Source organism: Enterococcus cecorum DSM 20682 = ATCC 43198 (assembly GCF_000407565.1).
GTDB classification, from domain to species: domain Bacteria; phylum Bacillota; class Bacilli; order Lactobacillales; family Enterococcaceae; genus Enterococcus_E; species Enterococcus_E cecorum.
Genome location: NZ_ASWI01000003.1, coordinates 775,457 through 790,596 on the forward strand (window position 1 = coordinate 775,457; position 15,140 = coordinate 790,596).

The window sequence follows — 15,140 nt, forward strand, 5'->3', positions numbered from 1 at the left end:
GGAAAAGAGCATGCAGGAATCAAAGCATCAGGGAAAGATTTCTTGGTTTTGGCGATGGTTTCTAAATAATCAGATGACAGCTGTATTGCTAAATATCTTATTATTTTTATTAGTAGTCTTTACATTTACCAAGGTTTCGTATTTATTTGAGCCAGTTTGGCAATTTTTAGCTGTTGTGGGCTTACCGATTATTATGGCCGGTATTCTTTATTATTTGATGAATCCGCTCGTGGACTTGTTAGAAAATAAAGGAGTGAAGCGCGTTTATAGTATTATTGGTTTATTTATTGTCGTGATTGCCTTGATTGTTTGGGGAATAATCGTCATTATCCCTAGCATCCAATCTCAGACGATGAGTTTTATCAACCATCTACCTGGATATATTGAAACCATTCAAAAAGAAGGAATGAAATTTTTCAATGATCCAACTTTGAATAAATTAACGACCGAGTTTCAAGATTCAGGTCAGAAATTACTTGATAATATTACTGATTTGGTCAAAAACTTATCGACTGTCACGATTAAAAATATCGGCAGTTTCTTTGGCACTTTGGCAACGATTGTCATCTCATTAATTACTATGCCGTTTATTTTGTTTTATTTATTGCGCGATGGTAAGAATTTAGGGCCCTATATCGTACAATTTTTACCAACCAAATTACGTCAACCTACTTTAAAAATTTTAAGTGAAGCAAATGATCAAATCGCTTCTTATATTCGAGGACAATTAACGGTGGCTTTTGCTGTGGCGGTAATGTTTGTCATTGGCTTTTCTGTTATTGGCTTAGATTATGCAATTACATTAGGAGTGATTGCTGGATTCTTAAATTTGATTCCATATTTAGGATCCTTTTTAGCAATGGTACCTGCGATTATTTTAGGAATTGTAGGCGGCCCTATTTTATTAGTGAAAGTCTTAGTCGTGTTTGTGATTGAGCAGACGATTGAAGGACGTTTTATTTCACCATTAGTTTTAGGAAGTCAATTAGCCGTTCATCCAATTACAATCCTATTTGTATTATTAACTTCAGGAAAATTATTTGGCCTAGTCGGTGTGGTTTTAGGGATTCCGACCTATGCCGTATTAAAAGTAGTGATTAGCAATATCTTTCAATGGTATCAAGCACGTTCACGATTGTATGAAGAAATTGAAAACTCAGAAGAAAGATAAAAAAAGGTCCTGCGAATGAGGTGACCCCCAAAAGTTAGACTTTTTTACGAGACGACTCCGGTCGTCTCGTTTTCATTATGCAGCTAAAAGATGGAGCCTATATTGAACAGGACTCATCCATCCTAACTTTTCTTTTATTCGTTGTTCATTATAATACTTTATAAATCGTTCTATTTCCATTTTTAATTCCTCATAGCTATAGTAAATAACGCCATAGTATATCTCTTGCTTAAGCAGACCGAAGAAATTCTCCATTACGGAATTATCTAGACAGTTGCCCTTTCGAGACATGCTTTGAAATATTCGTTCTTCTTTTAGCCTGTGAGAGTACGCCTTCATCTGGTATGCCCAACCCTGGTCAGAATGGAATGTTCGTCTATAAGGGCAGTCTGAAGTGATTTCAATGGCTTTATCCAAGGCATTCATTACATTCTTTGCTGAAGGTTTCTTATCGATACCGTAACTTAGTATTTCTCCATTACACATATCCATAAATGGATCTAAATACAGCTTATGCATTGTCATATGTCCTTTGACATCAACTTCATAATACTTAAATTCAGTCGTATCCGTTGTGATTTTTTGATGGGGTATGTGCGTATTAAAGCGTCTGCGAATTCTGTTGGGTGCAATGGTACCAGTCCTGCCCCTATAGGAACTATATTTCCTACTTTTGCGTGTGTAGGATGTCACCTGCAAGCCAAGTTTTTGAACTATTCGCTGAACCTTCTTTTTGTTGATGAGATATCCCTGATTATGAAGCTCTCCATGTATTCTACGATATCCGTAATCCTTATTATTCTTACGGATTTCTTGGATTTTTTCTTCAAGTTCTTTGTCAGGATTTTCTCTATCAAATCGTTTTTGCCAATACATATATGTTGCTTTAGGCATGCCTGTATAAGAGAGAAGGTCTTTTAGTTTGAATTCTCGTCGGAGACTGTTGATGACGAGTGCCGTTCTCTCATTTTTTCCTCGTCCTCTAAACGCAGCCTCCTCAGTTCTTTTAAAAAGGCATTCTCAATTCTCAATTTAAGAAGTTCCTCTTCTAGCTCTTTTACATGTTCTGCACTTGTATCAACAGAAGATTCTTCAACTGGTTTGTTTTGTGTATTGCCATTAGTTGTATTCAATGTTTTCTTTCGTCCCTTCTTGCGTGGTCTTAGGGCATCAGGACCAGCTGCACGAAAGCGACTCACCCAATTTGTGATCATACTTGGATTAGTAATTCCTTCTTGCAGAGCTAAATCTTGATATGAGATTTCACTTGATAAATATAACTCTACTATAGAAAGCTTCTTTTCAAAAGAATAAAAATCTTTTTTTCTAGAACGTTTTAATCCTTCATCACCAAATGCATTGTAATTATCCACCCATAGTTTAACTTTATTAACAGATGGAATGCCGAACTTATTTGCAAGATAAGTATAACCACCTTCGCCATTAAGATAAGCATTTACAACTTGCTTTTTAAACTCAAAAGAATATTTGGACATAAAAATACCGACCTCCAATTGTTAGATTTTATGGTCTAACTTTTGGGGGTCGGTACAATCGCAGGACCTTTTTTGCAATGTGAGTTTTAGGCAGCTTTTTTGAAGGCTTTAACGCCACCGATAATATGAGTTGCTTTGAAACCATTGTTACGTAAAAATTCAGCAATAATCTCTGAACGACGACCTGAATGGCTAAGTACGTAATATTGAGTTTCGGCGTTTAATTCATTTAATCGATTAGGTAAACTTGTTGTAGTCATTGCAACAGTATTTGGTAAGCTAAATTCTGCAATCGCCGCTTTGTCGCGAATGTCTAATACGACCACATCTTCATTTCCTACAATTGCTTGGAAATCTTGAATAGTAATTGAATGCATGACTCTACCTCCTAGATGTATTTTTATTTTCAAAAAGTCAACATCATCATTAAAGTAAAGAAAACTAAAATCTTTCTCTTTATGTTGAAACATTTTAGGAGATTTTGAATGAAATTGCAAGTAATTTTCCTTTTGTTTTCAGAAAATACAAAATCTTTAATAAAAAGGCAATAAAGCTGTCTGTTATTTACCAATAAGTCTTGACAGAAATTGAGTGATTTTGAAAAAAGCGTGTTTTTCATGAAAAGTTCTTGCATTTTACGCATAAATCAAGTAAAGTAAATTTGTGTGTAAAAACACCTCCATTACTTGGTTTTGCGAATCACCAACGCTTTACTCAGTTTTCGGAGCAATATATTAGAAAGATAGGTGTAATGAAATGGCAATTTCAAAAGAATTAAAAAATGAAATCATGAAAAAATATGCACGTCATGAAGGTGACACTGGTTCTCCAGAAGTACAAATCGCTGTATTAACAGAAGAAATCAACCACCTAAATGAACATGCTCGCCAACACAAAAAAGACCACCATTCATATCGTGGACTAATGAAAAAAGTTGGTCACCGTCGTAACTTATTAGCATACTTACGTCAAAAAGATGTGCAACGTTACCGCGAATTAATCCAATCATTAGGATTACGTCGTTAATCGACTCAGAAGAAAAAGTGAGGTTCACACTGAATCTCACTTTTTTTGTAAAAGGTAGTGAAGCAATGAGAAAATTCAGTAGATAAGGTCTCAAAAATACCTTATGCACTAGGATTCGTTGCCTAAATCCGTAAACAAAGCTATCCAGTGGGAAACTTTGCCCACGAATAAAATTGATTGAAATTTTTATCACTGGGGTTTCTTTGTCTTACTACTAACCAAAGGAAAGGGAACAAATTTTTGTGCGTTTCCCTTTGTTTAGTAGCAAGTCCCCCGGTAAGAAAGGAAACATTATGACAAAACAAGTATTTTCAACCACTTGGGGAGGCCACCCACTATCAGTTGAAATCGGTCAATTAGCAAAACAAGCCAATGGTGCTGTTTTAGTTCGTTATGGAGATACTGTAGTACTAAGTGCAGCAGTTGCCTCAAAAGAAGCCAAAGATGCTGACTTCTTCCCATTAACCATCAATTATGAAGAAAAAATGTACGCAGTTGGTAAAGTCCCAGGGGGCTTTATTAAACGTGAAGGTCGTCCGTCTACAGAAGCTACTTTAACCGCGCGTTTGATTGACCGTCCTATCCGTCCAATGTTTGCGGAAGGTTTTAGAAATGAAGTTCAAGTCACAAATATCGTTATGAGTGTGGAACAAGACTGCTCACCAGCAATGGCCGCAATGTTAGGTTCCTCTTTAGCGCTTTCTATTTCAGATATTCCATTTGATGGTCCGATTGCTGGTGTTCAAGTGGGTCGTGTCAATGGCGAATATGTATTGAATCCTACTATTGAACAACAAGAGCAATCAGATATTGATTTAACAGTTGCCGGAACAAAAAAAGCGATTAACATGGTAGAATCAGGTGCCAAAGAAGTATCTGAAGAAGATATGTTAGGTGCATTATTATTTGGTTTTGAAGCTATTAAAGAAATGGTGACGTTCCAAGAAGAAGTAGTGAGCCAAGTTGGTAAAGAGAAGATGGAAGTTGTGTTATTGCAACTTGATCCAGAATTGAAAAAAGCCATTTATGATGCAAACTACCAAACAATGAAAACCGCCGTCTTAACAGAAGAAAAATTGGCGCGTGAAGAAGAAATCGAAAACGTCAAAGCGATGATTATTGCCGAATACGAAGCCATCGCCGCTGATATTGAAGACGAAGAAGAAGCAAGTCAATTATTAAAAGAAGTCAAACAAATCACGGAAGACTTAGAAAAAGATGTCGTTCGTGAATTAATTACGATTGATAAGATTCGTCCAGATGGTCGTAAGCTAGATGAAATTCGTCCATTATCTTCTGAAGTAGCATTATTACCACGTGTGCATGGTTCAGGATTATTTACTCGCGGACAAACTCAGGCCTTATCAGCTTGTACTTTAGCGCCATTGGGGGAACATCAAGTAATCGATGGTTTAGGTGTTCAAGAGTCTAAACGTTTCATCCACCACTATAACTTTCCACAATTTTCAGTTGGGTCTGTTGGTCGTGCAGGTTCTCCTGGTCGTCGTGAAATCGGACATGGTGCTTTAGGCGAACGTGCTTTAGCGCAAGTCATTCCTAGTGAAAAAGACTTCCCTTACACTATCCGTTTAGTTGCGGAAGTATTAGAGTCTAACGGTTCATCTTCTCAAGCAAGTATTTGTGCCGGTACACTAGCTTTAATGGATGCTGGGGTGCCAATCAAAGCGCCAGTAGCTGGGATTGCAATGGGGTTAGTTTCTGATGGCGAAAACTATACAATTTTAACAGATATCCAAGGCTTAGAAGACCACCTAGGAGACATGGACTTCAAAGTAGCTGGTACGAAAGATGGGATTACTGCTTTACAAATGGATATTAAGATTCAAGGGATTACCGAACAAATCTTAACAGAAGCGTTAGAACAAGCGAAAAAAGCTCGTATGGAAATCTTAGCTGAGTTAACTTCAACAATCAGTGAACCTCGTAAAGAATTGAGCCCATATGCGCCTAAGATTGAAATGATTCAAATCGATCCAGCTAAAATTAAAGATGTCATCGGTAAAGGCGGCGAAACAATCAATAATATCATCGAACAAACAGGCGTAAAAATTGATATTGACCAAGATGGTAATGTCTCAATTGCTTCATCTGATGCTGAAATGATTGCAAAAGCGATTGAAATCATTGAAGAAATCACAAAAGAAGTAGAAGTTGGCCAAGTTTATCTTGGAAAAGTCGTTCGTATTGAAAAATTCGGGGCTTTTGTCAATTTAATCAAAGGTAAAGATGGCTTAGTACACATCTCTCAATTGGCTAATGAACGTGTGAATAAAGTGGAAGATGTCGTGAAATTAGGCGATGAAATCCTTGTTAAAGTAACAGAAATCGATGATAAAGGACGTATTAATTTATCACGTAAAGCTTTACTAAACGAAGAAGAATAATCGATGTAATTCATAGTAATTCATAAATAGAAGAAAGTATTGGTTTTTAGGGAAATCCTGGAGACAATACTTTCTTTTTTATACTTATTCTAAAAAGTTAAAAAATTTTTCGCGAAATGAGTGCAATTGATTTGAATATCATTCTCAATTAGTCTAAAATAAAAAAGAACATTATAAAAGGGGGCAATGAGATGTCAACATTAGAAATTAAAGACTTACATGTTTCAATTGAAGATAAGGAAATTTTAAAAGGCGTGAACTTAACGCTAAAAACAGGTGAAATTCATGCCATTATGGGACCAAACGGAACAGGGAAATCTACCTTGTCCGCTGCAATTATGGGTAACCCAAATTATGAAGTGACACAAGGGGAAATTCTATTAGATGGTCAAAATATTTTAGAATTAGAAGTGGATGAACGTGCGCGCTTAGGTTTATTCTTAGCAATGCAATATCCAAGTGAAATCCCAGGAATTACTAATGCAGAATTCATGCGTGCTGCAATCAATGCGCGTCGTGAAGAAGATGATAAGATTTCAGTTCGCGAATTCTTGAAAAAATTAGACGAAAAGATGGACTTATTAAATATGCCTGAAGAAATGGCTGAACGTTACTTAAATGAAGGCTTCTCAGGTGGGGAAAAGAAACGTAATGAAATTCTACAATTATTAATGTTAGAACCAAGCTTTGCGATTTTAGATGAAATTGACTCTGGTTTGGATATTGATGCCTTAAAAGTAGTTGCTAAAGGGGTCAATGCGATGCGTGGCGATGACTTTGGGGCTTTAATCATTACCCACTATCAACGTTTATTAAACTATATTACACCAGATGTCGTGCATATTATGATGGATGGACGTGTGGTCTTAACTGGCGATGCTGATTTAGCTAAACGTCTTGAAGCAGAAGGATATGCCGGTATCAGTAAAGAATTAGGTATTGAATACAAAGAAGACGAAGCGTAAGGGGGAATCGATCAATGAAAAAAGATCTGATGGAATATCAAGAAGCAGTCAACGTCTTTTCTGCTTTAAAAGAAGAACCAGCCTTTATGCTTGCTCTTCGCCAACAAGCCTTAGCTAAAATCAATGAATTAGCTTTACCACAAATCGAACGTGCGAAATTTCATCGTTGGCCATTATTAGCAATTGACGAAGACGTGCTAAATGGTCAAGAAACATATAGTGAAAATGTTGCCAGTTTTGATCAAATCGATAATCATCCAATGTTTGTGCAACAAGATAGTCAAACTATTTTTGAACAATTACCACAACATTTAATCGAACAAGGGGTAGTCTTTACCGATTTGTTTACAGCTTTACAGGAAATGCCTGAATTGGTCGAACAATATCTAATGACCAAAGCAGTACCTTTTGATGAAAATAAACTAACCGCTGCGCATATGGCTTTCTTAAATAGTGGAATGTTCTTATATGTACCGAAAAATGTCGTAGTAGAAGAACCTTTTGAAGCGATTTTTTATCATAATGGGGACTCTAAAGCGCATTTTTACAAACATTTATTAATCGTTGCAGATACTAATAGTGAATTGAATTATCTAGAACGTTTTATCTCCCAAGGAAAGGCTGCAAAAGAAATCGCCGGCAATATCGTAGTTGAAGTGATTGCAAAAGAGGGTGCGAAAGTAAAATATTCTGCCATCGACCAATTAGGTGAAAATGTCGCAGCTTATATGAATCGTCGTGGCTATTTAATGCGTGATGCTTCAATTGATTGGGCTTTAGGTGTTATGAATGATGGCAATATTGTCGCTGATTTTGATTCTGACTTAGTCGGTGTTGGTTCACACGCTGAAGTCAAAATTGTGGCGATTAGTGCAGGCAAACAAGTCCAAGCTATCGATACACGAGTGACGAATAAAGCTTCTTATTCAGTGGGTCATATTCTACAACATGGTGTTATTCGTGAAAAAGGAACCCTAACTTTTAACGGCATTGGTCATATTATTAAGGGCGCTAAACAAGCAGATGCCCAACAAGAAAGCCGTGTATTAATGCTTTCTGACCAAGCTCGTGGCGATGCGAACCCTATTTTATTAATTGATGAAAATGAAGTTACCGCAGGACATGCAGCTAGTGTCGGTCGTGTGGATCCTGAAGAAATGTATTATTTGATGAGTCGTGGCTTGAAGAAAGCAGATGCCGAACGTTTAGTCATCCGTGGTTTCTTAGGTGGCGTCTTAACAGCTATTCCAATTAAAACGGTGCAACAAGAATTAGTAGATGTCATCGAAGGGAAGTTGAATGCTTAATGCCAGAAACTTTTGATGCCAAGAAGATACGCGCGGATTTTCCAGTGCTTGATCAAATTGTCAATGATGAGCCACTCATTTATTTAGATAATGCAGCAACGACACAAAAACCGCAAGCTGTCTTAGATGTATTAAATCATTATTATTTACAAGATAATGCCAATGTTCATCGGGGCGTGCATACCTTAGCTGAACGTGCAACAGCCGAATTTGAAGCAGCGCGGAAAAAAGTTCAACAATTTATCCATGCCAATAGCAATAAAGAAATTATTTTTACTAAAGGCACAACCGATAGTTTAAATATCATTGCGCAAAGTTATGGTGAATTCATCCAAGCCGGCGATGAGATTGTTATATCGAAAATGGAACACCATGCGAATTTGATTCCTTGGCAACAGTTAGCCAAACGCAAGCAAGCCGTATTGCGCTATATCCCTTTAACCGCTGATGGACATTTAGACGTACAAGCAGCGAAAACAATCATTAATGAAAAAACAGCTATTGTTGCTTTGGCGCAAGTTTCTAATGTTTTAGGGACAGTAAATCCAGTGAAGAAAATTGCGCAACTTGCTCACCAACACCAAGCGATTATGGTTGTTGATGGGGCGCAAGCAGTGGCGCATATGCCGGTGGATGTCCAAGATTTAGATTGTGACTTCTATTGTTTTAGCGGTCATAAAATGTGTGGCCCAACAGGCATCGGTGTTCTTTATGGCAAACAAGCCTTACTTGAAAAAATGGAACCCGTGGCATTTGGCGGTGAGATGATAGATTTTGTTGACCTTTATAAAAGTACTTGGACTGACTTACCTTGGAAATTTGAGCCAGGTACCCCTAATATTGCCGGGGCGATTGGTTTAGGTGCAGCAATTGATTATTTAGAAAACATCGGTATGCAAACCATTCATGAGTATGAACAAGCCATTGTCGCTGATCTGTTACCAAAATTACAACAAATTGAAGGACTAACTATCTATGGACCGCAAAATCCTGCAGAACATACGGCGGTGATTGCTTTTAATTTGGATCATCTGCACCCACATGATGTCGCTTCTGCTTTAGATATGCAGGGCATTGCAGTCAGAGCGGGTCATCATTGTGCACAACCTTTAATTAAAGAACTAGGCTGTTTTGCAACGGCTAGAGCAAGTTTTTATTTTTACAATACCAAAGAAGAAGCCGACCAATTAGTGGCAGCGATTCTGGCAACAAAGGAGTTTTTTGCAAATGGCGCTATCTAAATTAGATAACTTATATCGACAAATTATTTTGGATCATTCTAGTCATCCACATCATCACGGAACTTTGGATCAATCTAGTCAACAAATCGAGCTAAATAATCCAACTTGTGGCGATGTGATTCATTTAGAATTGGCGATTGATGATCAAGGTCTGATTCAAGATATTGCTTTTCATGGGCATGGTTGCTCGATTTCGACGGCCTCTGCTTCCATGATGACCGATGCAGTAATTGGCAAAACGCTCGAGCAAGCCAAAGAATTATCTGCTGCTTTTTCTGAATTGGTTCAAGGACAAGAAATTACTTTAGAAGATGAATTAGGCGATGCAAGTATGCTTTCTGGTGTGGCGAAATTCCCCGCTCGAATTAAATGTGCCACTTTAGCCTGGAAAGCCTTGGATAAAGCAATTGCCAACCCAACTGAAACAAAAATTACCGAAGAAATAAAACATGAGGAGTGATCAATGTGGGCGTACCAGAGTTAGAAGAATATAAATTTGGTTTTCACGATGATGTCGAACCCGTTTATAGTACCGGAACTGGCTTAACAGAAGAAGTCGTTCGTGAAATTTCAAGAGTCAAAGGCGAACCTGATTGGATGTTAGAGTTTCGCTTAAAATCATTAGAAACCTTCCATAAAATGAAAATGCAAGAATGGGGCCCAGACTTATCAGATATTGAGTTTGATAAAATTAAATATTATCAAAAACCTAGTGATAAGCCAGCTCGTTCATGGGATGATGTGCCAGATAAAATTAAAGATACTTTTGAAAAAATCGGGATTCCAGAAGCTGAACGTGCCTACTTAGCCGGAGCCTCTGCGCAATACGAATCAGAAGTTGTTTATCACAATATGAAGGATGAATTTGCTAAATTAGGCATTGTTTTCACGGATACGGATTCTGCTTTGAAAGAATATCCGGAATTATTTAAGCAATATTTTGCAAAATTAGTCCCTCCAACCGATAATAAATTAGCGGCTTTAAACTCAGCTGTGTGGTCAGGTGGTACGTTCATCTATGTACCAAAAGGAGTCAAATGTGAGATTCCGCTACAAACTTACTTTAGAATTAATGCCGAAAATACTGGTCAATTCGAACGTACTTTGATTATTGTAGATGAAGGGGCGAGTGTGCATTATGTAGAAGGATGTACTGCGCCGACTTATTCAAGTAATAGTTTGCATGCGGCGATTGTTGAAATCTTTACGTTAAAAGATGCTTATTGCCGTTACACAACGATTCAAAACTGGTCTGATAATGTTTACAACTTAGTAACCAAGCGTGCCCGTGCAGAAGAAAATGCAACAGTTGAATGGATTGATGGTAACCTTGGTGCCAAAACCACAATGAAATATCCAAGTGTCTATCTTGAAGGTCAAGGTGCACGCGGAACGATGTTATCAATTGCTTTTGCTGGTGCGAACCAAATTCAAGATACTGGTGCGAAGATGATTCACAATGCGCCAAATACTTCAAGTTCTATCGTTTCTAAATCCATTTCAAAAGACGGTGGGGAAGTAAACTATCGTGGTCAAGTGAAATTTGCCAAGAATTCTCAAGGCTCTATTTCACATATCGAGTGTGATACGATTATTATGGATGAATTATCGAAGTCAGATACCATTCCATTTAATGAAATTCATAATAGTCAAGTATCTCTAGAGCACGAAGCCAAAGTCTCAAAAATTTCTGAAGAGCAGCTTTACTACTTGATGAGCCGCGGTTTATCAGAAGCTGAAGCCACAGAAATGATTGTGATGGGATTTGTGGAACCATTTACCAAAGAGCTACCAATGGAATATGCCGTTGAGCTTAATCGCTTAATCAGCTACGAAATGGAAGGTAGTGTAGGGTAATTACTAATGAGAAGCTCGAAATGCTTTAAAATAAGCGTTTCGAGCTTTATTTATTCTTTTCTTTAACATATTGGCTACGATATTGGCTACGTTCTGATTTATTGCTCCATAAACTTCGCAAATCTATCTCCAGTTTTTTTAGTAGTTTGTGGTGAAACGTGAGCATAGATATTCATTGTAGTTTTAATATCTTTATGCCCTAGTCGCTCTTGTACTTCTTTTATTGAAGCACCACTCTCGAATAACAGGCTACAGTGAGTGTGTCTAAATCCATGTGGAGTAATTTGAGTCTCCATAGGTGTTTTTTTGTAAATCCAGTCAAGCCAATCATTTGCTACTTGTGGATAATAGAGTTTATTTTCATTTGTTGTAAAAATAAATTGCTTTGGTGAGTTAGTGTTATATCCATGAAAAATCATTATTTTTAATTGCTCTTTTTGCCAGATAAGTAGCTGTTTAATTGTAGTCTCATCCAGTTGAATTGTTCTTGTTGATGATTTGGTTTTGGGAACTTGTAAGACTACTTGATTAAATTCATTTTGTGCAATTGTTTTACCAATAGTTAACGTTTTGTTGAAAAAATCTACATCTTCCCACTGTAGTGCTAATGCTTCACTTTTGCGTATCCCAGTATAAGCTAATAAGCGAAAGAAAGTATATATCTTAGTTGAGTGATTCTCTTTCGTATTTTGTAGAAAAGTTTGTAGCTGTTCTTTTGTATAGAACTTCAAGGATTGCTCTACTTCTATTTTTCTTGGGAGTAGCGTTTTAGACATTGGATTATCTTTACAGACTTCCATTGCTATTCCAAATTTAAAGATTTGTGCGGTGGTTTTTCTTAAATAGTTATATTGTTTTAACTTTTTATGCCACTCATTAACTTGTTTTTGACAGTAACTAACACTTATCTTATCTAACCGCAATTTGCCAAAAACAGGCAATATATGATTTTTACAAAAACGTTGAGCTACAGCGACAGAGGATGGTTTTACTCTGCTTCTATAGTTATCAATCCATAATTCATATAACTCTTGAAAAGTTGTAATATTGATTTTATATTCTTGTTCTTCTTTATATTCTACTAATAGCTTATTGAGTGCAATTTGAGCTTCAGCTTTTGTTTTAAATCTTCTTCGCTTTGTACGTATATCTTTTCCGGTTTTAGGATCTTTTCCTAAATATGTTTCAAATCCCCAGTATTTTTCTCCGCTTTTTAATCTATAACTAAAAAATGTTGCCATATGATTCTCTCCTTACTTCGTGAATTATTAGGTAGAGAAGTTATTTGAAGAATCAATTATGTTTGAATTTGTCGTGATTATTAGTTAAGAATTTTGCAGTTGTACTATTTTTCTCGTATGGGAAGTTATACTTTTTGCTAAGTTCATAAATTAATTTTTCTGTTTCAAATTGGTTTTTAGTATTTTGATAGAAGAAATCTTCAATGGATGAGTATCTTGAGATATCCTTATATGCTAAGTCCATTTCATCTAAGACTTGTCTTGAATAATCAATAATTTTTTCTTTTTCACCATATTTACAATCACTCTTATTTATTGAATCTTGAATTTTACTAGAAGCCCTTTTAAAGAATAGTTCCGTAGAAATAGAGTGTTTTTTATCAGCATATTCTTTGATAAGAGGGGTGATGTCAGTAACAAATATATTATCTAAATAATTACTTAAATATTTTGAGTAATACTTTGTAAATATATTTTTTATTATAGGATTCAGCAATTCATAGTCTTTGTCTAATGAAAAAGTTTCGCTATATTTTTCCTGAATATCTTCAAAAATAATGTGAGATGTATCTGGAAAATCTTTGATATATAATTCATATCCTTTGTCTATGAGGTACGAAGTTATATATTCTTCTAATGTTCCCCATTTAATCCAGTCGATAGTTTTGTTACTTAATTCAGCAATTTTAATTAATCTTTCTTTGTTGGGAAGGGAGAATCCTCGTTCCCAATTGTTAATATTTCCTTTTTGAGCATTTCCAATTAAATCTGCAAATTGTTCCATAGTCATTCCAAAATTAGAACGAATTGATTTAATTCTTTTACCTGTTTCAACAGGATTTGGTTTCATACAATCACCTCTTTTACGTAATTTGGTTTCATTATATATCAAGTAACAAAAAAAGACAAAAAAACAATTGACATTAATAGGAGGTGATAGTATATTAACAATGTGGATTGTTACTTTTTGTTACTTTGCGATATTTTGTAACAAAAAGTAATAATTTTCAGGGTGGAGAAGTTATAGAATAATCAATAAAAAGGAGAGAGTATTATGGAAGCAATAAAATTAATGATTTCACCAGAGCAAGAGGAAATGTTTCTAAAGCAATTTTATCAAATTGCTACAAAAGCTATTGAAAAGGCTCAAGAAAATGCGGGTATGACAAGGGAATATCTCAATCAAAAAGAAATGGCAGAATACTTAAATGTGAGCGAAAACTTTTTAAAAAATGTTGTTAGAAATGAAGGGTTACCTGTAACAGTATTAGGTGCAAGAAAGTTTTATTCGAAAAAGTTAGTTAATGAATTTATGTTGGCACGCATGAAAAGTGGTGAAAATATTGAAAGATGAGGAAATAGTACGGTTAATAATGTCGGAAATCGAAATATATTTATCTTTTGATTCAATGCAAAAAGAATATGCTGAAAAAGGGATAAAAAATGCTTTGAGGAAAATAAAAAAAGAGTGTTCCCAAAAGTTTGGAGACTGGGGGAACACTCATATAAAGTTCTGACAAAACTTTATATGAGTTTATTTTAACATAAAAAATTGTATGGAGAAATAAAATGGCTGAAAAAAGAATGTTATCAAAAAGTTTTTTACTTGATTCGAAATTCATGACAATGCCAGATTCAGCACAGGTTTTGTATGTATATCTAAATGTGAATGCTGATGATGATGGAATTATTGATTCGTATTCAATTATTAAAATGCTAGGTTCAAAGGAAGATGATTTAAAAATTCTGCAAGCAAAGGGATACATTGTCCCCATCGATGATTATTTGGTATTTTTGCCTGATTGGTTGCAAAATCAAAGTCTGAGGATAGATAGATATCGTCCTTCTATGCATAGGTTCAGATTGCTTAATTTATATCCTAATTATTTCAACAACCTAAAACCTATTAAATTATCAAAAATTCTTGAAAGCAAACAAACAGAGAATCTTAGAGAAGAATTAATGAATAAATGGTATGCCGAAGAACAACCACTGGTATACCAAACGGATCCTCAGTTAAGATTAGATCAGATTAGGTCAGATAAGATAAGATTAGATAAGGTAAGTATAGATAAGGTTAGTCCAGTTGACGTTGGAATTCTTGATAATGAAGGTCTGTTAATCCTGAATCGTGATGGCAACAGATACACCGAATCGCAACGGCTAAATTTTTTGCAAATTTTATTTAAGACAAAAAAAGAAACAGAAAAAGAATTTGCGATAGAAATTAATCCTGAAAATTACCACAAAAAAACTAATCAAATGTTATCTCGAATATTCTACAATTTGAATCAAAAAATAAATTCAGGTGCTGAGGTTAATGATATAGCCTATTTTACAAAATCAGTCAAAAATCACTGGAGTGAGATTGCCGAGAATGTGCAAAAAAATAGGAACGAAATACTAAAGAGCTTAGGAGGATATAAATAAT

At 35.7% G+C, this 15,140-nt stretch carries 14 protein-coding genes; 10 read left to right on the plus strand and 4 right to left on the minus strand.

Features of this window, described 5'->3' with window-relative positions; translation table 11 throughout:
* Positions 1-10 precede the first annotated feature (10 nt).
* A complete protein-coding gene (locus tag I567_RS04540) occupies positions 11-1,171 on the plus strand; it encodes an AI-2E family transporter (RefSeq protein WP_016251072.1) in 1,161 nt (386 codons plus the stop codon).
* Positions 1,172-1,246: 75 nt separating this feature from the next.
* Here the strand turns inward: I567_RS04540 and I567_RS12370 are convergent.
* Both I567_RS12370 and I567_RS04555 read right to left on the minus strand, forming a co-directional pair.
* Positions 1,247-2,667 (minus strand): IS3 family transposase gene (locus tag I567_RS12370; RefSeq protein ID WP_111736146.1). Its coding sequence is split into 2 segments (ribosomal slippage): positions 1,247-2,100 and positions 2,100-2,667, totalling 1,422 coding nucleotides; the frame shifts between segments, so codons are not numbered across the junction.
* An 86-nt stretch (positions 2,668-2,753) separates the two neighbouring features.
* Positions 2,754-3,044 carry a rhodanese-like domain-containing protein gene (locus I567_RS04555; protein ID WP_016251074.1) on the minus strand — a complete coding sequence of 97 codons (291 nt, stop codon included), beginning with the start codon at positions 3,042-3,044 and terminating at the stop codon, positions 2,754-2,756.
* A gap of 379 nt (positions 3,045-3,423) precedes the next feature.
* Between I567_RS04555 and rpsO the strand changes: the two genes are divergently transcribed.
* The 7 genes from rpsO (at position 3,424) to sufB (ending at position 11,468) form a co-directional block, all read left to right on the plus strand.
* Positions 3,424-3,693 carry a 30S ribosomal protein S15 gene (rpsO, locus tag I567_RS04565; RefSeq protein ID WP_016251075.1) on the plus strand — a complete coding sequence of 90 codons (270 nt, stop codon included), beginning with the start codon at positions 3,424-3,426 and terminating at the stop codon, positions 3,691-3,693.
* 293 nt (positions 3,694-3,986) lie between these two features.
* Entirely contained in the window at positions 3,987-6,098 is a 2,112-nt protein-coding gene (gene pnp / locus I567_RS04570; protein ID WP_016251076.1) for a polyribonucleotide nucleotidyltransferase, read from the plus strand.
* A 191-nt stretch (positions 6,099-6,289) separates the two neighbouring features.
* On the plus strand, positions 6,290-7,063 hold the full coding sequence (sufC, locus tag I567_RS04575) for a Fe-S cluster assembly ATPase SufC (protein WP_016251077.1): 774 nt from the start codon (positions 6,290-6,292) through the stop codon (positions 7,061-7,063).
* 14 nt (positions 7,064-7,077) lie between these two features.
* Positions 7,078-8,370, plus strand: a complete 1,293-nt coding sequence (sufD, locus tag I567_RS04580; RefSeq protein ID WP_016251078.1) for a Fe-S cluster assembly protein SufD — start codon at positions 7,078-7,080, stop codon at positions 8,368-8,370.
* Positions 8,370-9,611 carry an aminotransferase class V-fold PLP-dependent enzyme gene (locus I567_RS04585; RefSeq protein WP_016251079.1) on the plus strand — a complete coding sequence of 414 codons (1,242 nt, stop codon included), beginning with the start codon at positions 8,370-8,372 and terminating at the stop codon, positions 9,609-9,611. Before sufD ends, I567_RS04585 begins: the two co-directional genes overlap by 1 nt.
* Positions 9,598-10,071 (plus strand): Fe-S cluster assembly sulfur transfer protein SufU, encoded by a 474-nt coding sequence (gene sufU / locus I567_RS04590; RefSeq protein WP_016251080.1) that lies wholly within the window; start codon positions 9,598-9,600, stop codon positions 10,069-10,071. Before I567_RS04585 ends, sufU begins: the two co-directional genes overlap by 14 nt.
* A 5-nt stretch (positions 10,072-10,076) precedes the next feature.
* Entirely contained in the window at positions 10,077-11,468 is a 1,392-nt protein-coding gene (sufB, locus tag I567_RS04595) for a Fe-S cluster assembly protein SufB (RefSeq protein WP_016251081.1), read from the plus strand.
* Positions 11,469-11,566: 98 nt separating this feature from the next.
* Here sufB and I567_RS04600 read toward each other — a convergent pair whose 3' ends face one another.
* Complete coding sequence (locus tag I567_RS04600; protein ID WP_016251082.1) at positions 11,567-12,709, minus strand: site-specific integrase; 1,143 nt, start codon at positions 12,707-12,709, stop codon at positions 11,567-11,569.
* 52 nt (positions 12,710-12,761) lie between these two features.
* Complete coding sequence (locus I567_RS04605) at positions 12,762-13,559, minus strand: helix-turn-helix domain-containing protein (protein WP_016251083.1); 798 nt, start codon at positions 13,557-13,559, stop codon at positions 12,762-12,764.
* Between the two features lie 204 nt (positions 13,560-13,763).
* Between I567_RS04605 and I567_RS04610 the strand changes: the two genes are divergently transcribed.
* Positions 13,764-14,063: a helix-turn-helix domain-containing protein gene (locus I567_RS04610; RefSeq protein ID WP_016251084.1), complete on the plus strand. Its 300-nt coding sequence runs from the start codon at positions 13,764-13,766 to the stop codon at positions 14,061-14,063.
* A 215-nt stretch (positions 14,064-14,278) separates the two neighbouring features.
* Positions 14,279-15,139 (plus strand): hypothetical protein, encoded by an 861-nt coding sequence (locus I567_RS04620; protein WP_016251085.1) that lies wholly within the window; start codon positions 14,279-14,281, stop codon positions 15,137-15,139.
* Position 15,140: the final 1 nt, after the last annotated feature.